Source organism: Paenibacillus sp. 102, assembly GCF_039549175.1.
In the GTDB taxonomy this organism is placed as follows: Bacteria; Bacillota; Bacilli; order Bacillales; family Bacillaceae_G; genus Bacillus_A.
In genome coordinates this window covers 121,881-146,751 of record NZ_JBCGHT010000011.1, presented here as the reverse complement: position 1 = coordinate 146,751, position 24,871 = coordinate 121,881, and the positions used below count along the sequence as shown (strand labels likewise).

The window sequence follows — 24,871 nt, the reverse complement described above, 5'->3', positions numbered from 1 at the left end:
TTGACAGTATTTAAAAAAGCATTCTATAATACGAATCATAACTTATTCAATTTCAAAAACATTTGAATAAACAAAGTGCAATGAAGAGATCACAGTAGTGAGGATCTTACTGTAACAGAGAGCTGATGGTTGGTGTGAATCAGTACAGGGATAATCATGAATTACAGTCTTGGAGCATCTTTTTCGTAGTAAAGATTTGTTTTCTTTATGAAGGAAAGGCGGTCAAATGATCGTTAACAGTGAAGAGAGGTAGACGAAATAAGTCTACAACTAGGGTGGTACCGCGATAAATATCGTCCCTACTGATTGGATCAGTAGGGACTTTTTGTATTTTTTGTGGTATGGCTTGAAAATGGAATATAACATGCGGTGAAAGGAAAAGAAGTAGTAGTTGTTTCCCTGTAACAGAGAGCTGGTGGGTGGTGCGAACCAGTACAAAGACAAGTGCGAATTACAGTCCTGGAGCATCTTTTTCGTAGTAAAGATAACGATCTTTATGAAGGGAAAGACGGTCAAATGATCGTTAACAGTGAAGAGAGGTAGACGAAACAAGTCTGCAATTAGGGTGGTACCGCGATAAATATCGTCCCTACTGAGTAGATCAGTAGGGATTTTTTGTACACAGAAAAGGCGGTATCGATCTCATATTAAGTTTTTGTAAATTTTCAATTCAGAAAATAGGGAATTTTTATTCTCTTGCAATAGTTTTAAACATTAAAAGGAGGATTTTAAAATGGCAAATCATGAGTTAGAACAATTACGTAAACAGGTGGATGAAATCAATTTACAGTTACTAGAGCTTTTAAATGAACGAGGTAAAATCGTTAAAAAGATTGGAGAACAAAAGCAAGTGCAAGGTACGAAACGTTTTGATCCAGTACGTGAGCGTGAAGTGCTGGATATGATTGCGGAACATAATGAAGGTCCATTCGAAACTTCAACAATTCAACACATTTTCAAAACAATTTTCAAAGCGAGTCTGGAATTGCAAGAAGATGACAACCGTAAAGCATTACTTGTTTCACGTAAAAAGAAAAAAGAGAATACAATTGTTGATGTAAAAGGTGAATTATTAGGAAATGGAACGCAAACGTTCATCATGGGGCCTTGTGCGGTAGAAAGCTTAGAGCAAGTTCGCCAAGTAGGGCAAGCGATGAAACAGCAAGGATTAAAATTAATGCGCGGCGGTGCTTTCAAACCGAGAACATCACCATACGATTTCCAAGGATTAGGTGTAGAAGGGTTACAAATTTTACGACAAGTAGCTGATGAATTTGATTTAGCGATTATCAGTGAAATCTTAAATCCAAACGATGTAGAAATGGCTCTTGATTACGTTGATGTCATTCAAGTTGGGGCACGAAACATGCAAAACTTTGATCTACTTAGAGCAGTAGGGAAAGTAAATAAACCTGTATTATTAAAACGTGGTTTAGCAGCGACAATTGACGAGTTCATCAATGCAGCTGAATACATTATTGCGCAAGGAAATGATCAAATTATACTATGTGAGCGCGGTATCCGCACATACGAAAGAGCAACGCGTAATACGTTAGATATTTCAGCCGTACCAATTTTAAAGAAAGAAACACATTTACCAGTTATTGTGGACGTAACACATTCTACAGGACGCAGAGATTTATTATTACCTACTGCAAAAGCAGCATTAGCAATCGGAGCAGATGCAGTTATGGCAGAAGTTCATCCAGACCCAGCGGTTGCATTATCTGATTCAGCGCAGCAAATGGATATTCCAGAGTTCCATAAATTCATGGAAGAGTTAAAAGGATTCAAAAATAAATTATCTTAATTTCATATTGAATATGCGTTGAAAGGGAAACAGTAGTGCTTATCTCCCTGTTTATAGAGAGCTGATGGATGCTGAGAATCAGCACAAAGATAAGCATGAATTACAGCCCTAGAGCATCTTTCTCGTAGTAAAGATAATTGTCTTTATGAAGGGAAAGACGGTCTAGTAGATCGTTAAAAATGATAAGAGGTAGACAAATGTAGTCTACAATTAGGGTGGTACCGCGATAATCATCGTCCCTACTGAGCGCTCAGTAGGGACTTTTTTGTACAAAAAAATAATAAAGGGGTAAGAGAAATGAGATACATTACAGCCGGAGAATCACATGGTCCGCAATTAACGGTTATTTTAGAAGGTATACCTGCAGGATTATCGTTACAAGCAGAACATATAAATAAGGAATTATTAAGAAGACAAAAAGGGCATGGTCGCGGGAGACGCATGCAAATTGAAACAGATACAGTAGAGATTGTAAGTGGTGTGCGCCATGGGATGACTCTTGGTTCACCCATTACATTAATCGTAAAAAATGATGATTTCAAACATTGGACGAAAGTAATGGGAGCTGAACCAATTTCAGAGCAAGAAAGTAAAGAAATGAAACGCACGATTACAAAGCCACGTCCAGGACATGCAGATTTAAACGGTGCAATTAAATATGGTCACCGCGATATACGAAATGTTTTAGAGCGCTCTTCTGCAAGGGAGACAACTGTAAGAGTAGCAGCAGGCGCGGTTGCAAAACAAATTTTAAAAGAATTAGGTGTACAAATCGCTGGGCATGTTCTTGAAATTGGCGGAGTTCAAGCAAATCGGGTAGATCAATTACCAATAGAAGAAATCCAAACCATTACGGAGAATTCACCTGTTCGTTGTCTAGATAAAGAAGTAGAGCAACAAATGATGGATGCGATTGATACTGCGAAAAGTAGTGGAGATTCAATTGGTGGAATTGTCGAAGTTATTGCAGAAGGAATGCCAATCGGCGTTGGGAGTTATGTACATTATGACCGAAAATTAGATGCAAAACTTGCGGGCGCAATTATGAGTATTAATGCTTTTAAAGGTGCTGAAATTGGAATTGGATTTGAAGCGGCAAGAAAGCCAGGAAGTACGGTTCATGATGAAATTCTTTGGGACGAAGAGAAAGGTTATACAAGAAAAACAAATCATGCAGGTGGATTAGAAGGTGGTATGACAACAGGAATGCCGATTGTAGTGCGAGGTGTTATGAAGCCAATTCCTACATTATATAAACCACTTGCAAGTGTAGATATTGATACAAAAGAAGCATTCCAAGCGAGCATTGAACGGTCTGACAGTTGTGCAGTACCAGCTGCAAGTGTTGTAGCGGAAGCTGTTGTTGCATGGGAACTTGCGGATGCATTAGTTGAACAATTTGGAAAAGATCGCATGGAATTAATCGAACAAAATATTATACAGCATAACAAGTATGCAAAAGAATTTTAAAAAGGATGGATTACGGATGAAGGTAAAAGAGCAATTATCATCATTACAGCCATATAAACCAGGTAAATCAGCGCAGCAAATGAAAGAAGTATATGGGAATCATTCGTTTGTAAAACTAGCATCAAATGAAAATCCATTTGGTTGTTCACCGCGTGTTATGGAAGAATTACAAAAAGCGTGGCAGGAACAAGCCTTATATCCAGATGGAGGAGCTGTAGAACTCCGCCAAACAATCGCAGAAAAACTACAAGTTCATAAGGAACAAATTATATGTGGAAGTGGACTCGATGAAGTCATTCAAATTATCAGCCGTACTGTGCTTTGCGAAGGCGATAATATTGTTACAGCGGGAGAAACTTTCCCGCAATATCGTCATCATGCAGTGATTGAAGGATGCGAAGTAAAAGAGGTTCCATTAAAAAACGGATCATATGACTTAGATGAAATTTCTGTAGCTGTAGATGAAAAGACAAAAATTATTTGGATTTGTAATCCGAATAATCCGACGGGCACATATATTGATGAGCAACAGTTAAATGAATTTATTAATAGTGTGCATGACAGTGCGCTAATCGTGATTGATGAAGCGTACTATGAATATGTCACAGCAAAAGACTTTCCAGAAACAATACCATTATTGAAAAAACATAAAAACCTTCTTATATTACGAACATTTTCTAAAGCATATGGTTTAGCGTCATTTCGCGTCGGGTATGCAATTGGACAGGAAGAATTAATTGAGAAATTAAATGTCGTACGTTTGCCGTTTAACGTATCTTCATTAGCACAAAAAGCAGCAAAGATTGCCTTAAGTGATGAGTCGTTTATTGAAAAGATAGTACGTGTTAATAAAGAGGGGCTACAGCAATACGAAAGTTTTTGTAAGGAAAATGAAATTCCATTCTATCCGTCGCAAACAAACTTCATCTTCTTGCCGGTAGATGATGCTGGAGAAATGTATGAAGCTTGCGCACACACAGGGTTTATTATTCGTCCGTTCCCAAAAGGCGTTCGTATTACAATTGGAACAAGGGAACAAAATGAAGGAGTGATTTCAGTGTTAAAACAACACTTTGAAAATAAAAAACATAAGTCTCGAGATGAGGCCAATGTGTAAAAAAGTAGTATTAATTGGAACAGGATTAATAGGAGGCTCTCTCGCATTAGCAATTAAGAAAGAGCACGATGTAACGATAATAGGTTATGATATATTTAAAGAGCAGGTAGAGCGTGCGAAAGAATTGCATGTAGTAGATGAAGTGGCAATAGATTTACAGCGTGCATGTGAAGAGGCAAATTTAATTGTTTTTGCCTCTCCAGTTGAAGAAACGAAGAAGTTATTACACAAACTAGCGTCATTTCGTTTACGAGATGATGTAATAGTGACCGATGTTGGAAGTACAAAAGGAACAATTATGAATGAAGCGGAAGCTTTATTTTCAAAGAAAGTTTCTTTTATTGGCGGACATCCGATGGCAGGGTCTCATAAAACTGGTGTCGAAAGTGCAAAGGCGCATTTATTTGAAAATGCATTTTACATTTTAACACCGATGAATCATGTGTCAAATGATCAAGTGGAAGAGCTAAAAGTGTGGTTAAAAGGAACAGGATCACATTTTCTCGTCTTAAATACAGAAGAACACGATTATGTAACAGGAATCGTTAGTCATTTTCCTCATCTTATCGCGGCAGGCTTAGTAAAACAAGTCCAGAAACATGCAGGAGATAACCCGCTCATTCATCAATTAGCTGCTGGTGGATTTAAAGATATTACACGTATCGCATCTAGCAGTCCGAAAATGTGGAGTGACATTGTAAAGCAAAATCGTGAGCATTTAATGGTATTATTAAAAGAGTGGGTCTCTGAAATGGAAGAGTTATATAAGACGATTTCTATAGGAGATGCAGGTGAAATACAAAACTACTTTGCAGATGCGAAAGAATATCGTGATTCTTTACCAGTGAGAAAAAGAGGGGCTATTCCTGCCTATCACGACTTATACGTCGATGTTTTAGATAAAGTAGGGGCATTAGCTCATATTACGAGTATTCTGGCGCGCGAAGAAATTAGTATTACGAACTTGCAAATATTAGAAGCGCGAGAAGGATTGCTTGGGGTGTTACGAATTAGTTTCCAAAGAGAAGAAGATCGTATGAAAGCAAAACTAGCGCTTGGAAAAGAAGAATACCAAACATATGAAACAATTTAAATGAGAAGGTGAAAACGTGAAAGACAGAACTATACAACCTGTTAATAACGGATTGAATGGAACCATTACAATTCCTGGTGATAAATCCATTTCACACCGCGCTGTTATGTTCGGCGCAATTGCAGAGGGAAAAACAACAATTAAAGGCTTTCTACCTGGTGCAGACTGTTTAAGTACTATTTCTTGCTTTAAAGAAATGGGAGTAGATATTACGCAAAACGGTGATGAAGTTACTGTAATCGGAAAAGGAATTGAAGGTTTACAAGAACCAAAAGCTGTATTAGATGTTGGTAATTCTGGAACTACGATACGTTTAATATCGGGAATATTGGCAAACACGCCATTCTTTTCTTGCGTACAAGGAGATGCTTCTATCGCAAAAAGACCGATGAAACGTGTAACAGATCCATTAAAGCAAATGGGTGCCCGCATTGATGGCCGAGAAGATGGGACGTACACACCGCTAATAATAAGAGGTGGAGTGTTAAAAGCAATCCAATACACTTCCCCAGTTGCAAGCGCACAAGTAAAGTCAGCTATTTTACTTGCAGGTCTTCGCGCAGAAGGTGTAACAGCTGTTACAGAACCGCACATTTCACGAGACCATACAGAAAGAATGCTAGAGGCGTTTGGTGTTACAGTAACTCGTGAAGGGAAAACTGTAAAACTAGCAGGTGGCCAAAAATTAACTGGAACAGATGTTCAAGTTCCAGGTGACGTATCATCAGCGGCATTTTTCTTAGTAGCAGGAGCGATTATTCCAAATAGTAAAATACAATTACAAAATGTAGGAATGAATCCGACTCGTACAGGTATTATAGATGTTTTAGAGAGAATGGGTGCTACGTTCACTGTAGAACCAATTAACATAGGAGCATCAGAACCAGCTGCCAACATTACGATTGAAACATCTTCACTAAAAGGAATCGAAATTGGCGGGGATATTATTCCAAAGTTAATCGATGAAATTCCAATTATCGCATTAGCAGCAACGCAAGCTGAGGGAATTACGGTTATTAAAGATGCACATGAGCTAAAAGTAAAAGAAACGAACCGTATCGACACAGTTGTTGCCGAACTAACGAAACTAGGAGCTCGTATTGAAGCAACAGATGACGGAATGATTATTTACGGTAAATCAACTTTAAAAGGCAATACAGTACATAGTTACGGTGATCACCGCATCGGAATGATGCTTGCGATTGCCGGCTGTATAGCTGAAGGAAAAACAACGATTCAAGATGCAGAAGCAGTAGGTGTATCGTATCCTACGTTTTTCGAAGAACTTCAAAAGTTAGCTATATAATACGAAGTAATTAAAACTGTAGAGAGTTTTTTCTCTACAGTTTTTCAATTTCTCAATCATCGAATACAGGGTATTTTCATTTATGAAGATCTTTTTCATCATATCTTAAATTAAATTCAAAAGGATGTCTTTTTATTCCGTGACACCTGGATTGCAGATGAAATAGGAAGTGGAAATGTCACTTTTCAGGTAACATTTTCATTGACAAGATCTTTTTTCAACAACGTAAAAACGTCTATAACAATCATTTGTTATAGACGTTTTTGATTAATTCGTTGGAGATGGAAATCTAGCTCCTTCAAAACGTGTAATGCTATTAAGTAAATTGATTGTACCAGCTACATTAGAAATAAAAAATACCTCAACAATATCCTCACATTTTAGCTGTGTAATGGTAGAAACGGAAATGATATTTTTAATCTCTATATTTGCTCCAAAGAAATCATTATCAGCAGCCACTTCATGACCATTTACTTGAATGCTTATTCTTCCTCTGTAGGCCTCATTGAAATTACTAGGTGCGAAAAGAACACTTGCAGTCAATGAGTACACACCTTTTGTTTCAGGAATAAACATGGATGCAGCTGAGTTAAATTCATTTGCTAAATCAAATTGTATATTAGGATATAAGACTTTAACTGTAGTATTGGCAGGTACTTGTTGAAGTGTAGACATGTTGACGGTTCTAAATGCTGATGGCCTTGTAGACTCGGAATTTTCTCCTCTAAGACTTCTATTTCTTCTTTGAGAAAGGAAGTCTCGATTTGCACTCAATCTATTTAATTTATCGTAATAAGAACTCATAATTATTTATTCTTCCCTTCTTTATTTATCCAGCTATTTGCGAGCAATAAGACCTCCACCTCAAGATTTGGAGAAGCACAAGAAGGTAGGTGGAGGATCAACTGTCCGTAAAAGCTTGATTGGTGAGGGTTAATAAGCAGTGGGAGGTGAAGAAACCTCCTACTGAGTAAAGTTTTACTTTATATGGTATACAGGGGACGTGATAAAAGTGATTAGTAGGTACAGTTTTTTGTTTTATATCAAGATATTTATATATATTCCATCGACCTTTCTAATTTTTTGATAGGATTTTATCTGTATGAGTACGAATGTAATAAAGGGGATAGGAGGAGATATTCATGAAAGTAGTTGAATTAGCAGAGTACCAATATAAAGAAGCGATTGCCTTATCTGAATATGCTTTTCAATATAAAGTACCGGAAGGTCAAATTGAACAGCGCCTTACATTAATGAAAAAACATCATCAACTGTTTGGGATTTTAGAAGAAAATCACCTTGCAGCAAAATTGCATCTTCTTCCGTTAGAAATAAATATTGGTGATGCAATTTTTAAAATGGGTGGAATTGCAGGAGTAGCGACATATCCGGAGTATAGACGGAATGGACATGTAAAAGAACTATTGAAGCATGTGCTGCAAAAAATGAAACAAGACGGATTTAGTGTATCTATGTTACATCCATTTGCGGTTTCATTTTACAGAAAGTATGGCTGGGAACTATTTGCCAACCGTGTCATCTGTTCAATGACGAAGAGTGATTTAGTAATGCAAAAGCATGTAAAAGGAAATATAAGACGCTTTAACAAAGATAATCATCCAAATGAAATTGAGGTAATATATGAAACGTTTGCGAAACGTTTTGCTGGGATGCTGGTTCGTAGCCGTGAATGGTGGAGGCAGGCAGTTTATCATGATTGGACGGCAGCGGTCTATTACAATGAAGAAAATGAAGCTACTGGCTATATGCTTTACAAAATAAATGATTCAAAAATGACAGTGGAAGAATTTGTACCACTAAATCATGAAACTAGAAGTGGACTTTGGAATTTTATTTGTCAACATGACTCTATGATTAAAGAACTTAAGATGATATTAAGTGAAACAGAACCATTACTTTATACTTTACAAGAGCCACGGGTTAAAGCTGAAGTTACTCCTTATTTTATGGCTCGAATTGTAGATGTAGAGCAGTTTTTAAAGGGATATCCATTTGTTTGGAATAATCAACAAAATGATATCATTTTACATATTTCAGACTCATTTGCCTCATGGAATAATGTGACGGTTCAATTACAGAATAAAGAAATAGTAATTGTTAATAAGGAAGAAGCAGAAAGATTGAAAAATAGGGGAATTCATTTAAATATAAATGATTTATCAGCAATGGTATTCGGATATAAGCGCCCGCTAGAGCTATACGAAATTGGTTATGTTTCAGGAACAGAGGGAGAAGTAAAAGAGCTTGAACATTTGATTCCATTACATAGGCCGTTTCTCTATGATTTCTTTTAATTGTTTTTTATTTACAATAGAAAATTTCAGTTGCTGAAATAGAAAGATGATTAGATATACCTTTAGGTGGCTAAATATGTTATAGTAAGTGAAGTATGTATATAAAAGTATCGAAATTGGAGGAAACACATGATTACAGTTAGTAACGTAGGATTGCGCTTTGCGGACAGAAAATTATTTGATGATGTTAACATAAAATTCACACCAGGTAACTGCTACGGTTTAATCGGAGCAAATGGTGCTGGTAAATCAACATTTCTAAAGATTTTATCTGGAGAAATTGATCCATCAACAGGTGATGTACATATTACGCCAGGTGAGCGTTTAGCAGTATTAAAACAGAACCACTTCGAATATGAAGAATTCCCAGTGTTAGAAACAGTTATTATGGGACATACACGTCTTTACAAAGTAATGCAAGAAAAGAATGCGATTTACATGAAAGAAGATTTCAGTGATGAAGACGGTATGCGCGCTGCAGAACTTGAAGGTGAGTTTGCTGAGTTAAACGGTTGGGAAGCTGAATCTGAAGCTGCAATCCTTTTAAAAGGGTTAGGCATTGGAGAAGACCTTCATGATAAAAAATTGTCAGAATTAACAGGAGCAGAGAAAGTAAAAGTGTTACTTGCTCAAGCTTTATTCGGTCAACCTGACATTCTATTATTAGATGAGCCTACCAACCATTTAGACTTAAAAGCAATTCAATGGTTAGAGAACTTCTTAATGAACTTTGAAAATACAGTTATCGTTGTATCCCATGACCGTCACTTCTTAAATAAAGTATGTACGCACATGGCGGATCTTGATTTCGGTAAAATTCAATTATATGTTGGTAACTATGACTTCTGGTATGAATCAAGCCAATTAGCATTAAAACTAACACAAGATGCAAATAAGAAAAAAGAAGAGAAAGTAAAAGAGTTACAAAACTTCATCGCACGCTTTAGTTCAAACGCATCTAAAGCGAAGCAAGCGACTTCTCGTAAAAAATTATTAGATAAAATTACATTAGATGATATTAAACCATCATCACGCCGTTATCCATTCGTTGGCTTCACACCAGAGCGTGAAGTAGGAAATGACTTATTAACTGTAGAAGGTCTTTCAAAAACAATTGATGGAGAAAAAGTGTTAGATAATGTGTACTTCACATTAAATAAAGGTGATAAAGTTGCATTTATCGGACGTAATGATATTGCAATGACAACATTATTTAAAATTCTTATGGGAGAAATGGAGCCAGATAGCGGTTCATTTAAGTGGGGCGTTACAACATCACAAGCTTACTTCCCAAGAGATAACTCTAAATACTTCGAGAACAGTGAATATAACTTAGTTGAATGGTTACGTCAGTTCTCTCCACAAGATGAAACAGAAAGTTTCTTACGTGGATTCTTAGGTCGTATGCTATTCTCTGGTGAAGAAGTAAAGAAAAATGTTTCTGTATTGTCAGGTGGAGAAAAAGTTCGTTGTATGCTTTCTAAAATGATGTTAAGCGGAGCAAACGTATTAACACTTGATGATCCAACGAACCACTTAGACCTTGAGTCTATTACAGCGTTAAACAACGGTTTAATTGCATTTAAAGGAACATTACTATTTACATCTCATGACCATCAGTTCGTGCAAACAATTGCAAACCGTATTATCGAAGTGACGCCAAACGGTGTAATCGATAAAGAAGCAACATACGATGAGTTCTTAGAAAATGGAGAACTTCAAAAGCAAGTAGATGCAATGTATAACAAAAAATAATCTACAATGTAAAACCCTCAATCTTACGATAAGATTGAGGGTTTTTTATTTTTTAACAAACATTTTATAAGGAATAATAAAGAAAAGTTATGGATATAAATCATATTATTTTTTTGTAAAAATGAATAATTATAGAAGATAAGAAGTAGTCGAGAACTTAACATACTTAATACATGAATAATTTAGTAACAACAAATCCAATTGGTAATTTTGGAAATAAGAATATTTGCGAAGTAGATTATAAAGGTTTATAGTAGTTGTGTCTTGTTACACGGATGGTATTTAGATTGTAACGGTGAAAAATGTTACAAATGCATTTCATTAAATATATATCTAAGTCAACATATTTCATAAGAAATAGTTGAATAAATAAAAGCTACAACTTATAATTACTAATATTCTTCACATAGTTAAATAATTTGGTAGACTGTTTGGAGAAGACACATTGAAAAAGAGAGATAGACTTATAAAAAATAAGCCTTGGATAATTAAAAGAGGTGGAGAGATGAAACACTTATTATTAAAGAGCAAGCGTGTGTTAAGTAATCATTTTGGATTTTTTATTTTTGCGGTTGTTTTATTCTGGTTAAAAACATATGGAGCGTATGTGACAGAATTTAACTTAGGTATATCGAACACAATCCAAAAATTCTTGTTATTTTTCAACCCGTTAAGCTCAGCAGTTCTATTTTTAGGACTTGCATTATTTGCAAAAGGGAAACGATCTTATATTTGGCTAATTATTATTAATTTGCTAATGTCCGCTCTATTATACGCAAACGTGGTGTATTACCGTTTTTTCAGCGATTTTATTACGTTCCCAACATTAACACAAACGAATAACTTCGGAGAATTAGGCGGAAGTATTCTTGCATTATTACAACCTTATGATCCATTGTATTTCTTAGATACAATTATTTTACTTGCATTAGTAATAGCGAAAGTTGCTAATCCAAAACCAATTCGTGTTGCAAAGCATAAACTTGCGCTTGTATTTATCGCAGCAATTTTAATTTTTAGTGTGAATTTAGGTTTAGCAGAATCTGATCGTCCTGAATTACTAACAAGAACATTTGACAGAAACTATATTGTGAAATATTTAGGTGCATACAATTATACGATTTATGATGGGATTCAAAGTATGAAGGCATCAACAGAACGAGCTTTAGCTGATGGAGATAGTATGACAGGTGTTCGAAACTATATCACATCAAACTATGCAACTCCTAATCCAAATTATTTTGGTAAGGGAAAAGATATGAACGTTATCTACATTCATTTAGAATCGTTCCAAAACTTCTTGATTGATTATAAACTGAATGGGCAAGAGGTCACACCATTTTTAAATTCATTTACGAAAGATGCGAATACACTGTATTTTGATAATTTCTTCCATCAAACAGGACAAGGTAAAACGTCTGATGCGGAGTTCATGTTAGAGAATTCAATGTTTGGATTACCACAAGGATCTGTATTTACAACGAAATCTCATAATACGTATCAAGCTGCACCAGCTATTTTAGGACAACAAGGATATACATCTGCAGTATTCCACGGTAACTATAAAACATTCTGGAATCGTGATGATGTTTATAAATCATTTGGCTTTAATAAATTCTTTGATGCGACGTATTACGATATGAATGATAGTGATGTTGTAAACTACGGCTTGAAAGATAAACCATTTTTTGATGAGTCGATTCCATTGTTACAAACATTAAAGCAACCGTTCTATGCGAAATTTATTACGTTATCAAATCACTTCCCTTATCCAATTAATAAGGAAGAAGCGACAATTGAACCAGCAAAAACAGGTGATTCATCTGTAGATACGTATTTCCAGACAGCACGTTATTTAGATGAAGCTGTAAAAAGTTTTATGGATTATTTGAAGCAATCTGGTTTATATGATAACTCTATTATTGTTATGTATGGAGATCATTACGGTATTTCAGATAACCATAATACAGCAATGTCGCAAATAATGGGTAAAGAAATGAATTCATTTGAAAATGCACAACTGCAACGTGTACCATTAATTATTCGTGTACCAGGTATGCAGGGGGGAGTTCAGCATCAATATGGTGGAGAAATTGATGTACTTCCAACGCTACTACATTTACTAGGTACGGATACAAAAAATTACATCCAATTCGGTACGGATTTATTATCACCAGACCATAAACAAGTTGTGGCATTCCGTAATGGTAACTATGTAAGTCCGTCCGTTACTGCACTGAACGGAAAGTATTATGATACAAATACAGGAAAACCAGTAGAAATAACAGATGAAATTAAACAAAATGAACAAATGGTTCAGCAGAAACTTAAGTTTTCTGACCAAGTTGTAAATGGTGATTTACTCCGATTTTACACACCGGAAGGATTTACGCCAGTAGATCGTTCGAAATATAATTATAATCATCGTGATAAAAATAAGACGAAAGTAAAAACTACGCAGCAAGAAGGTTAAACGTAATATAGTAATGTTAGTCTCCTTATAAGGATAAATATCCTTATAAGGGGGCTTTTTATTTTGGAGCACGAGGTAATTTCACATACCGTATTTGTAGAGTATAATCACTATATGAAAAGAGTTCAATTATTGCACAATGTAGAAACAAAAATTTGGACTTAATTTTATAGGAGATACGGGATGCTATATTAGTAGAAAGTGATTGAAACCGCAAAAGAGAACAATTTAAGTCCCTATCATTATCTTCTTTATTTGTTTGAAACACTCCTCAATATCAATTTAAACAATCAAGAAGAAATTGATAAAGTCTTGCTGTGGTCAAAAGATTTCCCAACTAGATGCAGAGTACCGAAAAAAGTGAAGTGAACAAAAAATAACTCCATGTTACTTTCACTACAGAACAAGTAAGTAGTAATATAATGAAACATTTCTTTTCCTTACTTTAACAATAAGAATAGATTTTTTTGTTTATAAAAAATTGATAGCAATTTGATTACCAAGGGGATAATTTCTTTCGTTTTGGAAATTTTATTAGTAAACTTTTTAAGAATTTCTTGAGGTGTAGTGAATGATTTCAATCCAGAACAACCAAGAAAAAAAGTTACTTGTTTTTGCATCAATTATACTCATTCTTTATTTGTCTCCTTTATTTATTCTTGGAGAAAATGCGCATATTCGCGTTCATGATAATCTTGATTCCAATTTGTCCTGGTATAAGGTTTTGGCAAGGAGCGGGGAGATAATAGGTCCGATTGATGCTACAATTCCACAGGTGATAAACAATCAATTATCAAGAAACGCATTTAGCGCGGAATTTAGTGGTATTGTTTGGTTGTATGTTTTTTTTCCAAATATGGTTGCGTATGCATTAAGTCAGACGATTACAAGAGTGGTTGCTTTTATAGGGATGTATCTTCTTTTAAAACATCATTTTTTACCTAGAGAGGAATGGATGGTCATTTCGGTTGGAGTTTCATTGGCTTTTGCTCTTACTCCTTTTTGGCCGTCAGGAATGCTTAGTACTCTCGGGATGCCTCTTGCACTTTGGGCATTTTTAAATATTCGAAAAGGGGAAAGATCGTGGAAGAACTATTTCGTACTCACTCTTATTCCTCTATATTCGAGTATTGTTTTAGGTTTTTTCTTCTTTTTAAGCGGGATGGGGATTCTTTGGTTAGTGGACGTAGTAATAAAGAAAGAATGGAACTTTCGTTTTCTTTTTTCAATTGTTTATATGACGCTCATTTACATGATTGTAGAATATCGCTTAGTATCTTCCTTCTTCTTATCCACTGCACCTAACAGCAGAGATGAATATTTTCATGCAAGATTATCGTTATGGCGGTCTCTCCGTCTTACAGTGAAAAATTTTCTTTTAGGACATAACCATGTTATGACAGTCCATACATTTGTTATTTTACCTGTCATATTTATTGCGTTGTATTTTATCATTTCCAAGAGGCGATGGAAGCAAGAAAAAATCTTTGTTTTTTTGTTTTGGTTTAACATAGCATTGTCAATTTGGTATGCTTTTTGGTTTTATAAAGGTTGGCTTCCATTAACAAAACGTTTTCACATTTTGGATACGTTTAATTTTGCACGTTATCATTTTTTGCGCCCGTTAGTTATTTATGTTTTATTTGCTCTTGGATTAAAAGTTTTATGGTTACAAGGGAAAATATGGAGACAAGCTGTGACAGGTTTTGTGATAGCTCAAATTATTTTGTTAAGCTTTTTTAATGAGGAAATTATTTTTCAAAGTAAATCTTCAGTAAAGGAATTTTATGCAGAAAAACAATTTCAGGAGATAAAAGAGTATATCGGTTTACCTTTGGAGCAGTACCGTGTCGCTAGTATTGGTTTACATCCTGCTATCGCTCAGTACAACGGATTTTATACACTTGATACATATAACAATTTTTATCCGCTATCATATAAATATGAATTTCGAAAAATAATCGAGAAGGAGCTAGCGAAAAATAAAACGATTCGTACGTATTTTGATGAGTGGGGTGGCCGCTGTTATATTTTCACCGATGAACTTGGAAAACACTATATGTTTAAGAAAAACTCGAAAAAACGCTTGGGAAATTTACAACTAAATATAGAGCATTTTAAAAAGATGGGTGGTCGATACATGTTTTCTGCTGTCCCTATTGAAAATGCAGTAGAAAACAATTTATCCCTTGAGAACGTGTTTACATCAAAGACATCCGCTTGGAAAGTTTATTTGTATAAAGCGATATAGATGAGTGAAATAGATTGCCTCTCTCGATGTAAATTCATAAAAACCAAACTAATATTTAGATGCAATATTAGTTTGGTTTTTACTACTTCGTATTAAAATAAATGATGAATTTCTATATAAGCCTTTCATTCAGAAAGTAACGAAAGAAATTTCATAAAACTCTAATTTTTTTGTTTCAATTTAATATAGAATTTGTAGTCTGTATCATGTGCCATTATGATACTTGACGTTTACTTTGAAAATACAACATTTGGTGATTCTGATTTTGCGGTAGTAGGGATTTTAATAAGCCAAATTGCTAAATTATTGGCCTCTATTTTCTAAATAGATAAAAAGAAAAAAAGACGTAATTACCTTTATAGGAAATTACGTCTTTTCTATTATATACGTTTATCGTGCCAGAAGTTTAACGGGAAATGTTCATCTTCTTGATAACTTTCCAGTTCATAACCTTTTTCTTTTAGACCTTTAATAATAGCAGGTACTGCTTTTACTGATTGAGGATGAATATCATGCATAAGAATAACCTCTGTTGGATCGTTTGCACCAGCTAGAACGTTTTGTACAATTTGAGCAGCAGCTGCATCTACTGGCATCTTATTATATTTCCAGTCTAAAGAGTCAATTGTCCAGTCCCAAACTTTTAAACCATTTTCAACAACTTTATTGCGAAGCGCTTCATTTAATCCTGGCATGGATCCGTAAGATGGACGAGTTAATACTGGTGATTTTCCGATAACCCCAGCGATTAAGCTTTGATCTTCTTTCATTTCATCTACATAAAGTCCCTCTGTATAAAGCTTTTTGTAGTTATGTGTCATGCTATGCATGCCAACATAATGCCCTTCAGCGTCTTCTCGTTTTACAAGATCAGGAAATGCTTTAACATTTGCTCCAATAAGGAAAAATGTTGCTTTTGCCTCTTCTTTTTTTAACATTTCTAGAAGCTCAGCAGTGTATTTTCCAGGACCATCATCAAATGTTAAGTAAGCAACTTTTCTAACTTGCCCGTTATATTGCTTTGGAGCTTCTTTCGGGGCTAGAGCCGTTTGAATTTCACTTACAAGTTGAACAGATTTCGTTTCATCTTCCGTACTTGCTAAAGCAATATGAGTTGATCCATAAACTGCTTCGTATAAAAATAATACCCCAACGCAAATCAACAATGCTCTCTTTACTAAAGTTGTCATCCGAATTCTATTGTACATAATTTTCCTTCTCTCTATAATAGTTCTACTCTACTATATTAGCAATTTTAGGTAGGTAAATGCAAAACAAATTGCAAAAAAGGTGTGCAAGATTTTGTTGTGTAGCAGTTTTTATAATGAAGGTTTTTGATGGAAATGTAACGAATATAGAAGGGATAATGATGACAAGTAGCTGTCGTTCATTATCAAACTGACTATATTAAATTTACTCTAGGTACATAGGAAAATACGGGAGAGATAAAGATGATAAAATATCCGTTCTTAAAAAAAGGGGCAACGATTGGTGTAACAGCACCTTCTTCAGGTGTAAACGAAGAATTACATAGTATGTTTAAGCAAGCTTGTGAAGGTATGGAAAGAAAAGGATATAAAGTTGTTTGCGGAGAAACGGTTTGGACACAAGAGAAAGCTAAGTCTTCTAGTGCTAAGACGAGGGCAAATGAATTGATTGAAATGATGCAAGACGAGAATATCGATATCATAATTCCTCCTTGGGGCGGGGAACTGCTAATTGAAATGTTAGACAAAATTGATTTTGACAAGATAAATAAGAAGTGGATATTAGGATACTCGGATGTAAGTGTTTTATTATTAGCAATTACTTTAAAAACTGGAATAGCGACTGCTCATGGGACAAATCTAGTAGATTTAAGAGGAGAATACTCCGATGAAACAACAGCAATGTGGCAAAGTGTTTTGTCAACGGAAACTTCAATTACCCAATATTCTTCAGAGAAATATCAAATGAAATGGCAACATAGTAATCCATCTCCATGTGTTTTCCATTTAACAGAAAATACAAACTGGAAAACAGTTTCAACTGACAAAATAAAAATGAAAGGTCGATTACTTGGTGGCTGTATTGATGTGATTAGACATCTCATTGGTACACCATTTGGTAGAGTACAAGACTTTAGGGAGAAGCATTTTGATAACGAACCTTTAATTTGGTATTTGGAAAATTGCGACCTAACTACTACAGATTTACGACGTTCATTGGTTCAAATGAAACTAGCAGGTTGGTTTGATAATTGTTCAGGTATACTATTTGGACGTAGCTCAGCAAACCATTCAATCGATGGTTATACTGTTGAAGATGTATATGGAGAACTTACTGATGAACTTCAAATTCCAATTATTTATGATATAGACTGCGGTCATCTCCCACCGCAAATCACTTTTATAAATGGAGCATTCGCAGAAATTGAAGTTGGAGATGGTAAAGGAGTCATTATACAGCATTTTAAAAAGTAAAATACGAAAAAAGTCACCACTTTTGTAGGTGGTGATTTTTTACATCTCAAAATATCAACAATTTATATGAACAAAGCCAAAATGAAAAAGGTGTGATAAAAGTGAAAAAACTAGCTTGTTTACATGCTCATCATTCAAATATTGAGTATATAGAGAGGGCATTTGAATTATTTGAGATAGAATTGATTCACTTTGTAGATCCCATATTATCTAAGAGGATGGAAAGTGATAAAGGGTTTGGAAGAAAGCAAGCCCAAAACAAGTTGAAGGATCAGCTGAAGTGGATAGCAGAAAGTAATATAGATGCAGTTTTAATTACATGTACAAATTATATTACGCTAATACAGGAAGAAGAGTTTTTACATGCAAAACCTCTTTTGAAAATTGATGAACCATTCTTTGAAATGATATGTAATGTTGAAGGGCCGCAAACGATATTATTTACAAATCCTAGTACTGTCCCTGGGACGATGGAACGTCTGAATCAATATGCACAGCAAAAACAGAAATTTATAGATATTAAAGTAAGAATTATTGAAGATACTTTTGAATTCATTATACAGGGACGTAAAGAAGAATATGATGATAAAGTGAGTAAGTATATATATCAGGTCATGAAAGATGGAAATCAAACGGTCTCTGTTGCGCAATTATCAATGGTAGATGCTGCTAAGAAGTGCGAACAGGAAACAGAGAAGAGAATAATCACTCCATTGGATGTTTTGGCCGAGTACAGTTTGAACCGAATAAAATTAAGGGGAAAGTGAGAAATATAAGATGAAATAAATCAAAATTCCTTCTTTAGTTAAGTAAGATATTTAGGTGCATCTTTTCATAAAAATATCTTACTACAGTAAAAGCTTGATTGGCCATGAAAACAACCAGTAGAGGATGAAGAAATCACTTTATATAAAGTGATTCTGCTTTTAGGTATGATTAATTTCACATACCGTATTGAAAGAAGAAAAAAAACTAGGAAAAGAAGAAATAGTGTCGAATATATCGTAAGTACATATTTTAGGCAAGGAGAAATAAAAAAGAAAATGAAAGAAGGAGAACAGCATGAAAGCAATCGACGCTGCACAAAAAATTATCGAATCACAATTTTTAAATTGTGATGTTGCTTTATTAGGAGGAAGTGTTGCAAGGGGAGAAGCAACAAAAACATCTGACCTTGATCTTGTAATATTAGATAGTAGTCTATCTCATTGTTATCGCGAATCTTTTGTTAGTAACGGTTGGCCAGTTGAAGTATTTGTACATAATTTTAAAACATATAAAGAATATTTTAAAAGTGACTGCAAGCGAGGAAAACCTACTTTACCACAATTAGTTTCAGAGGGCATTATTTTAAAAGGGGAGATGGGAACTGTAACGAGATTAAAACAAGAAGCACAGCAATTATTAGATAAAGGTCCTGAAAAGTGGACAGAAGGGCTTATGAGACAGAAACGGTACTTTCTTACGGATGCATTAGACGATTTTATTGGGGCAACAAAGAGGGAAGAGGAATTGTTTATCGCGAATCTTCTCGCTGATTTAGTTCATGAATATGTTCTTAGAGTAAACGGACAATGGATGGGGAATTCTAAATGGTTTATTCGAGTTTTAAGAAAATATGATGAAACATTTGCGGAAGAGTTTGTAGAGGCTTTTGATCATTTTTATAGAACTGGGGAGAAGATGAAGCTTATTGATTTTATAGAAAGAACGCTAGAAAAATATGGCGGCAGGTTGTTTGAGGGGTTTTCAGTGGGAAAATAAGGGGAGATGGAAAAATGAATGTACCAGTTATTGTATTAAGAGAACTTTCATTAGATGATGTAGAAGATCGATATCAATGGTCATTAGATAAAGAGGTAACAAAACATTTAGTTGTACCCGATCAATATCCACCATTTACGCGTGATGAGACCAAAAGATGGATTGAGATGTGTATGAATCGAGAAAATGGGTATGAACAGCGAGCTATTGTTTCTGAGGATGGTGTGCATATTGGGTGGGTTGATTTAAAAAACTTTGATAAAACGAATAAAAATGCTGAATTAGGAATTACAATTGGGAATAAAGAATATTGGGGACGCAAATATGGTATCGCAGCGTTATACAGCATGTTACAAATCGGATTTTATGAGTTTGGTTTAGAGAAAGTGTGGCTACGTGTTGATGCCGATAACATAAAAGCAATTAAAAGCTATGAAAAAGCTGGATTCGTTTGTGAAGGAATCATGAGAAATGATAGATTGCGAGAAGGTGTATTTATTAATCGTTATCGCTTTAGTATGTTGAAAGAAGAATATGAAATTATTAACAAGAAATATTGTAACGTATAATATTATTATGTAAACAAAAGTGTGTTGAATTTAGAAACTTAATGATGAGAGGATGTATATAAATGATTCGAGTTTTATCAGACTTAGATGCAGTACAATATTGGGATTTACGTTTACAAGCATTGCAAGTAAATCCAGACGCCTTTGTAACAACGTATGAAGAAGCGATGCAAAAAGAAAATCCCGTGGAGGAAGTTGCTCAAAATTTAAATTCAAAAACGAGTTACACATTCGGTGCTTTTAATGAAGAAAATAGATTGCTAGGTGTGGTCACGTTGCTTACGGAGCAAAAAGCAGCTTATCAACATAAAGGACATCTTGTTGCGATGTATGTGGATCATCAAAGTAGAGGGAAAGGTTTAGCAAAAGGTTTAATTCGAGCGTTAATTGAAAAAGCAAGAGAACTAGAAATAGAGCAAATTAATTTAGGGGTTGTTTCAGATAATGAAGTAGCGAAAAAACTGTATCAATCAATGGGTTTTACGACGTATGGAATAGAAAACAAGGCGCTAAAAATGAATGGTATATATCGTGATGACGAATTAATGGTTTTATTTCTCTAAAAGTATAAAAAAGGAGTAGCTGATGTGTAAAAGCAAGAAGCGAATTGCACTGTTTGTCGCGTTAATTGTTTTTATTGCTAGCACACTGTATCAAGCTGTTTGTGTAAATGTGTTTATAGATATCCCTAATTTACCGAAAGCATTATAGGAACTTAAAATGTCAATGGCTCTTAAAAATACAAATAATCGAAATATGAAAGAAGAATTGGAGCAGATGAGTAAAAATGGTAAAAAGATAATAAAAAATGGAAATTTAGGCACTCTGCCAGTATTACAATTTTTCGCTACAAATAATGGCTATGAAAATTGGTAGAAGACGCAGAATGAACTGTCAAACATATCTTCACGAACGGAAAAAGTTATATTTCCAAGTACAACTCATTATATGCATCATGAACAGGCGAATGAGATGGATGAAAAAATAAAGAGTTGGATGGGAGAATTACAATGAAAGATTTATATTTAGAAAGGGACATGAATCCGCACGTTGCAATATTATATGCTACTGTAAGTGACACATTCAAAAGATTAAGAGACTTAGTAGAAGGCGTGGGAAAAAGAGAACTATATTATAAAGGTCCTGCTAATGATGAGAATAGCATTGGACAATTGCTGCAACATTTAGCTGTTGTAGATTTACATTGGGTATTTCGTCTGAAAGGTGTGCAAGTTCCAATGTCATTACAAGAAAAATATGGTCCTATGCTCGATGAAAAAGGAGAATTACCTAATATCAAAAAAGGTTCTTTGCAAGGACTCATGCAAGATTATCGAGATGTTCAAAATATGTTTTATGATGAATGTATGAAACTAACAGAAGTAGATTTAACCCGCGAAGTCTATTATGAAAAAGGTCAAACGGCTACGATTAGGTGGGGGATTTGGCATATAGCTGATCATAACCGCTATCATCAAGCTCACATAAGCCGATTGCGAAAATTGTATCGACAAGAAATAAACGTATAAAAACACCATTTTTAGTATGAAATTTTCGAATTTTATTTTAAATGAATGGCATTCTGTTATATAGTAGAAGAAAACTGTATAAGGGGTTTTAGGATGAAAGCAATTGCAGCGGGGGTATTGGCATCGTTTTTCTTTGCCTTTACGTTTATTTTAAACCGTGCGATGGACTTACAAGGGGGAAGCTGGATTTGGAGTGCATCACTACGGTATTACTTTATGGTTCCGCTACTTGTCATAATTGTCATGTATAGAGGAAACTTAAAGCAACTCTTTCAATATATGAAAAGTAATCCGAAAGAGTGGCTATTATGGAGCATTGTCGGTTTTGGTCTTTTTTATGCACCACTTAGTTTCGCAGGTGCATTTGGACCAGGATGGCTCGTTGCTTCAACGTGGCAAATTACAATTATAGCAGGAATTTTATTAACTCCATTATTTGCAACAAATTCACTACATAAAAAAATTCCAATGAAAGAATTAATGATGTCTGCTGTCATATTATTAGGTGTTCTTCTTATGCAAGTAGAACACGCTTCTTCATTAGGGATTCGTGAAACCGTTTTATGTGTCGTTCCAGTAATAGTAGCAGCGTTTGCTTATCCACTTGGAAACCGAAAAATGATGCAGGTGTGTAAAGGAGAATTAGATGTCTTTCAGCGCGTTCTCGGAATGACATTAGCAAGTTTACCGTTCTGGTTTTTGCTATCTGGATATGAGGTTGCAACAAGTGGATTACCATCAAGTAATCAAGTCTTTCAATGCTTTATCGTAGCGATTAGTTCTGGTTTAATTGCTACTGTATTATTTTTCTTTGCAACTGATCTTGTAAAAGATGATCCGCAGAAATTAGCGACTGTAGAAGCAACACAATCCGGTGAAGTTTTATTTGCATTACTAGGAGAGCTAATCTGGCTATCAGCTCCATTTCCATCATCATTATCATGGATTGGAATGAGCCTTGTTGTTGTAGGAATGATTTTGCATAGTTATGTTGCAGTTGTTATGAAAAAGGAAGAAAAGATAACAGCGTGAATGAATATTAGCTCTTTGAAAATAAAGAGCTAATATTTTTTATATGGAGGAAATTACATGGAATTAAAAGAATTCATTCATTTTCTAAATAGATTAGAAGAAAATCATATATTCTATAAACTAAGTAAAATGAGAAGAGAAAGTGTTATGGTTGAAGTGGCTGTACCAGGCCAACGATGGGAGATTGAATTTATGGAGGATGGCACAGTTGAGGTTGAAAAGTTTATTGTTGATGGGAATTTTTATGATGGGAGAGAGATTGATTTCCTGTTTGCAGATTTTAGTGATTAAGTAAAGAGATTAGCAAGATTTCAAGATAGATAACAATAGGACTGACCTTTCATGTTGCAGTTGTTATGAAAAAGGAAGAAAAGATAACAGTATAAAAAGAGTGAAAAGGAATTGATTTATAATTGTGGAGTCGGTTCCTTTTTTTGTTGCGTTTTCATAATATATAATATGAATTTATATAAACTAAAATTATAATATATTAGTAAATGAAGCAGATTTTTATGTTTACTGAGATGCCTTTGGGTTTGGTAAGGAATGAAGACTTTAAAATAAATGAAGTAGTCTAAAGGGAGAGAAATGAATGAGAAATATGGAAAAAGATATGAATATAACACATAAAAATAAAGATAACATCGTTACGTTATATGTTACGAGACATGGCAAAACGATATTAAACACGAATAAACGTATACAAGGTTGGGCAGATTCCCCATTAGTAGAGAAGGGAATTGAAGTAGTGAAAGGTTTAGGAAATGGATTACAAGATATACCTTTTGTTGATGCTTATAGTAGTGATAGTGGCCGTGCAATTGAAACTGCTAACTTAGTATTAAAGTATAGTGGACAGTCAAAGTTAAAACTTGAACAACGGAAAGATTTGCGTGAATTGAATTTTGGGATTTTTGAAGGCGATAAGGTTGAAAATATGAGGCAGGCTATTCAAAATGTTGCCGGTGTTAAAGATATAACTGAATCAATGGAGCTTTCTATTAAAGAATTTACGAATTTTATTGCAGAAGCAGACTCTACAAAACAAGCGGAAAATTGGGAAGTATTTTCAACTCGTATAAAAAAAGAAATCGATATAATTAGTGAAGATAGTGCCAAAAATGGGGGAGGTAACGTTTTAGTCGTATGTCATGGACTGATGATCACTGCATTAGTAGAAATGCTTGATAGTAGTAAAACAAAAATGGGGGTAAAAAATGCAAGTGTAACTAAAATTCTCTATAAAGATGGAGAATATACAGTAGAGTCTGTCGGTGATATGAGTTATGCTGAAAAAGGAAGCGAAATTGTGGAATCATGAAAAGTGCAATAGAGTGTTAGAATGCGAAAAAGGCAGATTTCTTACAGAGGTAAGGGTGCCTTTTTCTTTCATTTTACTGAATTTGGAGCGGAGTGTTTTACTGTTCATGACTAGCGGAATAATTTTGGATTGTAAAGGAGGAAAAATGTGGTGATTATTGCGCGAAATCTAAGTGAGGATACAGTGGTTCTGTTATTAAAATATGCAGTGGGACCCCAGGAAAAAAGCTTACAAAAAGCTATAAAGTTCTATGAAGAAAATAGAAATACTGCACTATATCATTATAAAGCGATAGCTTGTATTGGCGTGGAATTTTATGCTGAAAAACAAGCGAGAATATGCCATATAGCAGTTTCGCCAAATAGTCGTTATAAAGGAATTGCTTTCGAAATGATAAAGAAAGTGATTCATATGCATGGATTAATTTATGTGGAAGCAGAAACAGATGATGAAGCGGTAGGATTTTATAAAAAGTGCGGCTTTACCATTACAAGTTTAGGAGAGAAGTACCCAGGTGTAGAAAGGTTTCACTGTTATTGGGTGAAATAATAGGAGTGTTAATTTGAAAGCGTAGTCTTTATGATGCTATATGCTTGTTTTCGGT

Annotated in this window: 24 protein-coding genes and 3 other annotated features; of the genes, 22 read left to right on the top strand and 2 right to left on the bottom strand. The window is 34.7% G+C overall.

The features are described 5' to 3' along the window. The first annotated feature begins 71 nt into the window (after window positions 1-71). Window positions 72-304 (top strand) — a binding site (T-box leader). A 56-nt stretch (window positions 305-360) separates the two neighbouring features. Continuing rightward, window positions 361-594 (top strand) — a binding site (T-box leader). 139 nt (window positions 595-733) lie between these two features. The 5 genes from AAIE21_RS20740 to aroA all read left to right on the top strand — a co-directional run bounded on the left by AAIE21_RS20740 (window position 734) and on the right by aroA (window position 6,796). Next, window positions 734-1,810, top strand: coding sequence for a bifunctional 3-deoxy-7-phosphoheptulonate synthase/chorismate mutase (locus AAIE21_RS20740; protein WP_343268522.1), 1,077 nt, complete (start codon window positions 734-736; stop codon window positions 1,808-1,810). 9 nt (window positions 1,811-1,819) lie between these two features. Further along, window positions 1,820-2,054, top strand: a binding site (T-box leader). Window positions 2,055-2,107: 53 nt separating this feature from the next. Further along, entirely contained in the window at window positions 2,108-3,280 is a 1,173-nt protein-coding gene (gene aroC, locus AAIE21_RS20735) for a chorismate synthase (protein WP_343268521.1), read from the top strand. Window positions 3,281-3,296: 16 nt separating this feature from the next. Beyond that, on the top strand, window positions 3,297-4,397 hold the full coding sequence (hisC, locus tag AAIE21_RS20730; RefSeq protein ID WP_343268520.1) for a histidinol-phosphate transaminase: 1,101 nt from the start codon (window positions 3,297-3,299) through the stop codon (window positions 4,395-4,397). Further along, window positions 4,390-5,490 (top strand): prephenate dehydrogenase, encoded by a 1,101-nt coding sequence (gene tyrA / locus AAIE21_RS20725; RefSeq protein WP_343268519.1) that lies wholly within the window; start codon window positions 4,390-4,392, stop codon window positions 5,488-5,490. The genes hisC and tyrA overlap by 8 nt, the downstream gene beginning before the upstream one ends. Window positions 5,491-5,506: 16 nt before the next feature. Then, entirely contained in the window at window positions 5,507-6,796 is a 1,290-nt protein-coding gene (aroA, locus tag AAIE21_RS20720) for a 3-phosphoshikimate 1-carboxyvinyltransferase (protein WP_343268518.1), read from the top strand. Window positions 6,797-7,063: 267 nt separating this feature from the next. On the opposite strand, the gene AAIE21_RS20715 is transcribed toward aroA, so the two are convergent. Next, window positions 7,064-7,471, bottom strand: a complete 408-nt coding sequence (locus tag AAIE21_RS20715) for a hypothetical protein (protein ID WP_343268517.1) — start codon at window positions 7,469-7,471, stop codon at window positions 7,064-7,066. A 467-nt stretch (window positions 7,472-7,938) separates the two neighbouring features. Between AAIE21_RS20715 and AAIE21_RS20710 the strand changes: the two genes are divergently transcribed. From AAIE21_RS20710 to AAIE21_RS20690, 5 genes are all read left to right on the top strand, one after another. Continuing rightward, complete coding sequence (locus AAIE21_RS20710) at window positions 7,939-9,111, top strand: GNAT family N-acetyltransferase (RefSeq protein ID WP_343268516.1); 1,173 nt, start codon at window positions 7,939-7,941, stop codon at window positions 9,109-9,111. Between the two features lie 129 nt (window positions 9,112-9,240). Continuing rightward, window positions 9,241-10,866 (top strand): ABC-F family ATP-binding cassette domain-containing protein, encoded by a 1,626-nt coding sequence (locus tag AAIE21_RS20705; protein ID WP_343268515.1) that lies wholly within the window; start codon window positions 9,241-9,243, stop codon window positions 10,864-10,866. A 505-nt stretch (window positions 10,867-11,371) separates the two neighbouring features. After that, the gene (gene ltaS, locus AAIE21_RS20700) at window positions 11,372-13,339 is read left to right on the top strand and encodes a lipoteichoic acid synthase (RefSeq protein WP_343268514.1); all 1,968 of its coding nucleotides are present in this window, start codon (window positions 11,372-11,374) and stop codon (window positions 13,337-13,339) included. Between the two features lie 201 nt (window positions 13,340-13,540). Beyond that, window positions 13,541-13,708, top strand: coding sequence for a transposase domain-containing protein (locus AAIE21_RS20695; protein WP_343268513.1), 168 nt, complete (start codon window positions 13,541-13,543; stop codon window positions 13,706-13,708). Between the two features lie 202 nt (window positions 13,709-13,910). Further along, window positions 13,911-15,590 (top strand): DUF6044 family protein, encoded by a 1,680-nt coding sequence (locus AAIE21_RS20690; protein WP_343268512.1) that lies wholly within the window; start codon window positions 13,911-13,913, stop codon window positions 15,588-15,590. Window positions 15,591-15,970: 380 nt separating this feature from the next. Here the strand turns inward: AAIE21_RS20690 and AAIE21_RS20685 are convergent, their stop codons facing one another. Continuing rightward, complete coding sequence (locus tag AAIE21_RS20685) at window positions 15,971-16,798, bottom strand: peptidoglycan-N-acetylglucosamine deacetylase (RefSeq protein WP_343268511.1); 828 nt, start codon at window positions 16,796-16,798, stop codon at window positions 15,971-15,973. Window positions 16,799-17,041: 243 nt separating this feature from the next. On the opposite strand from AAIE21_RS20685, the gene AAIE21_RS20680 reads away from it, so the two are divergent. The 12 genes from AAIE21_RS20680 (at window position 17,042) to AAIE21_RS20625 (ending at window position 24,816) form a co-directional block, all read left to right on the top strand. Next, on the top strand, window positions 17,042-18,052 hold the full coding sequence (locus tag AAIE21_RS20680; RefSeq protein ID WP_343268510.1) for a S66 family peptidase: 1,011 nt from the start codon (window positions 17,042-17,044) through the stop codon (window positions 18,050-18,052). A 101-nt stretch (window positions 18,053-18,153) separates the two neighbouring features. Further along, the gene (locus AAIE21_RS20675; RefSeq protein WP_343268509.1) at window positions 18,154-18,819 is read left to right on the top strand and encodes a hypothetical protein; all 666 of its coding nucleotides are present in this window, start codon (window positions 18,154-18,156) and stop codon (window positions 18,817-18,819) included. Window positions 18,820-19,114: 295 nt separating this feature from the next. After that, window positions 19,115-19,816, top strand: a complete 702-nt coding sequence (locus tag AAIE21_RS20670) for a nucleotidyltransferase domain-containing protein (protein WP_343268508.1) — start codon at window positions 19,115-19,117, stop codon at window positions 19,814-19,816. A 14-nt stretch (window positions 19,817-19,830) separates the two neighbouring features. Further along, window positions 19,831-20,385 carry a GNAT family N-acetyltransferase gene (locus AAIE21_RS20665; protein ID WP_343268507.1) on the top strand — a complete coding sequence of 185 codons (555 nt, stop codon included), beginning with the start codon at window positions 19,831-19,833 and terminating at the stop codon, window positions 20,383-20,385. A gap of 62 nt (window positions 20,386-20,447) precedes the next feature. Beyond that, the gene (locus AAIE21_RS20660) at window positions 20,448-20,948 is read left to right on the top strand and encodes a GNAT family N-acetyltransferase (protein ID WP_343268506.1); all 501 of its coding nucleotides are present in this window, start codon (window positions 20,448-20,450) and stop codon (window positions 20,946-20,948) included. 22 nt (window positions 20,949-20,970) lie between these two features. Continuing rightward, window positions 20,971-21,096 (top strand): hypothetical protein, encoded by a 126-nt coding sequence (locus AAIE21_RS20655; RefSeq protein ID WP_343268505.1) that lies wholly within the window; start codon window positions 20,971-20,973, stop codon window positions 21,094-21,096. 15 nt (window positions 21,097-21,111) lie between these two features. Further along, on the top strand, window positions 21,112-21,261 hold the full coding sequence (locus AAIE21_RS20650) for a hypothetical protein (RefSeq protein WP_343268504.1): 150 nt from the start codon (window positions 21,112-21,114) through the stop codon (window positions 21,259-21,261). A gap of 134 nt (window positions 21,262-21,395) precedes the next feature. Beyond that, window positions 21,396-21,914: a DinB family protein gene (locus AAIE21_RS20645; protein ID WP_343268503.1), complete on the top strand. Its 519-nt coding sequence runs from the start codon at window positions 21,396-21,398 to the stop codon at window positions 21,912-21,914. Window positions 21,915-22,007: 93 nt separating this feature from the next. Further along, a complete protein-coding gene (locus AAIE21_RS20640) occupies window positions 22,008-22,946 on the top strand; it encodes a DMT family transporter (RefSeq protein ID WP_343268502.1) in 939 nt (312 codons plus the stop codon). Between the two features lie 57 nt (window positions 22,947-23,003). Then, the gene (locus tag AAIE21_RS20635) at window positions 23,004-23,237 is read left to right on the top strand and encodes a hypothetical protein (RefSeq protein ID WP_343268501.1); all 234 of its coding nucleotides are present in this window, start codon (window positions 23,004-23,006) and stop codon (window positions 23,235-23,237) included. 301 nt (window positions 23,238-23,538) lie between these two features. Beyond that, window positions 23,539-24,267 (top strand): histidine phosphatase family protein, encoded by a 729-nt coding sequence (locus AAIE21_RS20630; protein WP_343268500.1) that lies wholly within the window; start codon window positions 23,539-23,541, stop codon window positions 24,265-24,267. A gap of 147 nt (window positions 24,268-24,414) precedes the next feature. After that, window positions 24,415-24,816 (top strand): GNAT family N-acetyltransferase, encoded by a 402-nt coding sequence (locus tag AAIE21_RS20625; protein WP_343268499.1) that lies wholly within the window; start codon window positions 24,415-24,417, stop codon window positions 24,814-24,816. The last annotated feature ends 55 nt before the right edge of the window (window positions 24,817-24,871 follow it).

What these genes read in the sequence shown, in the direction of transcription:
- AAIE21_RS20640 (WP_343268502.1), top strand. Translation starts at nt 22,008, where the DNA reads ATGAAAGCAATTGCAGCGGGGGTATTGGCATCGTTTTTCTTTGCCTTT.
- AAIE21_RS20685 (WP_343268511.1), bottom strand. Translation starts at nt 16,798, where the DNA reads ATGTACAATAGAATTCGGATGACAACTTTAGTAAAGAGAGCATTGTTG.
- aroC (WP_343268521.1), top strand. Translation starts at nt 2,108, where the DNA reads ATGAGATACATTACAGCCGGAGAATCACATGGTCCGCAATTAACGGTT.
- AAIE21_RS20680 (WP_343268510.1), top strand. Translation starts at nt 17,042, where the DNA reads ATGATAAAATATCCGTTCTTAAAAAAAGGGGCAACGATTGGTGTAACA.
- tyrA (WP_343268519.1), top strand. Translation starts at nt 4,390, where the DNA reads ATGTGTAAAAAAGTAGTATTAATTGGAACAGGATTAATAGGAGGCTCT.
- AAIE21_RS20635 (WP_343268501.1), top strand. Translation starts at nt 23,004, where the DNA reads ATGGAATTAAAAGAATTCATTCATTTTCTAAATAGATTAGAAGAAAAT.
- AAIE21_RS20650 (WP_343268504.1), top strand. Translation starts at nt 21,112, where the DNA reads ATGGCTCTTAAAAATACAAATAATCGAAATATGAAAGAAGAATTGGAG.
- AAIE21_RS20690 (WP_343268512.1), top strand. Translation starts at nt 13,911, where the DNA reads ATGATTTCAATCCAGAACAACCAAGAAAAAAAGTTACTTGTTTTTGCA.
- AAIE21_RS20715 (WP_343268517.1), bottom strand. Translation starts at nt 7,471, where the DNA reads ATGTCTACACTTCAACAAGTACCTGCCAATACTACAGTTAAAGTCTTA.
- AAIE21_RS20665 (WP_343268507.1), top strand. Translation starts at nt 19,831, where the DNA reads ATGAATGTACCAGTTATTGTATTAAGAGAACTTTCATTAGATGATGTA.
- AAIE21_RS20660 (WP_343268506.1), top strand. Translation starts at nt 20,448, where the DNA reads ATGATTCGAGTTTTATCAGACTTAGATGCAGTACAATATTGGGATTTA.
- AAIE21_RS20630 (WP_343268500.1), top strand. Translation starts at nt 23,539, where the DNA reads ATGAGAAATATGGAAAAAGATATGAATATAACACATAAAAATAAAGAT.
- AAIE21_RS20670 (WP_343268508.1), top strand. Translation starts at nt 19,115, where the DNA reads ATGAAAGCAATCGACGCTGCACAAAAAATTATCGAATCACAATTTTTA.
- ltaS (WP_343268514.1), top strand. Translation starts at nt 11,372, where the DNA reads ATGAAACACTTATTATTAAAGAGCAAGCGTGTGTTAAGTAATCATTTT.
- AAIE21_RS20740 (WP_343268522.1), top strand. Translation starts at nt 734, where the DNA reads ATGGCAAATCATGAGTTAGAACAATTACGTAAACAGGTGGATGAAATC.
- AAIE21_RS20645 (WP_343268503.1), top strand. Translation starts at nt 21,396, where the DNA reads ATGAAAGATTTATATTTAGAAAGGGACATGAATCCGCACGTTGCAATA.
- AAIE21_RS20655 (WP_343268505.1), top strand. Translation starts at nt 20,971, where the DNA reads ATGTGTAAAAGCAAGAAGCGAATTGCACTGTTTGTCGCGTTAATTGTT.
- hisC (WP_343268520.1), top strand. Translation starts at nt 3,297, where the DNA reads ATGAAGGTAAAAGAGCAATTATCATCATTACAGCCATATAAACCAGGT.
- AAIE21_RS20710 (WP_343268516.1), top strand. Translation starts at nt 7,939, where the DNA reads ATGAAAGTAGTTGAATTAGCAGAGTACCAATATAAAGAAGCGATTGCC.
- AAIE21_RS20705 (WP_343268515.1), top strand. Translation starts at nt 9,241, where the DNA reads ATGATTACAGTTAGTAACGTAGGATTGCGCTTTGCGGACAGAAAATTA.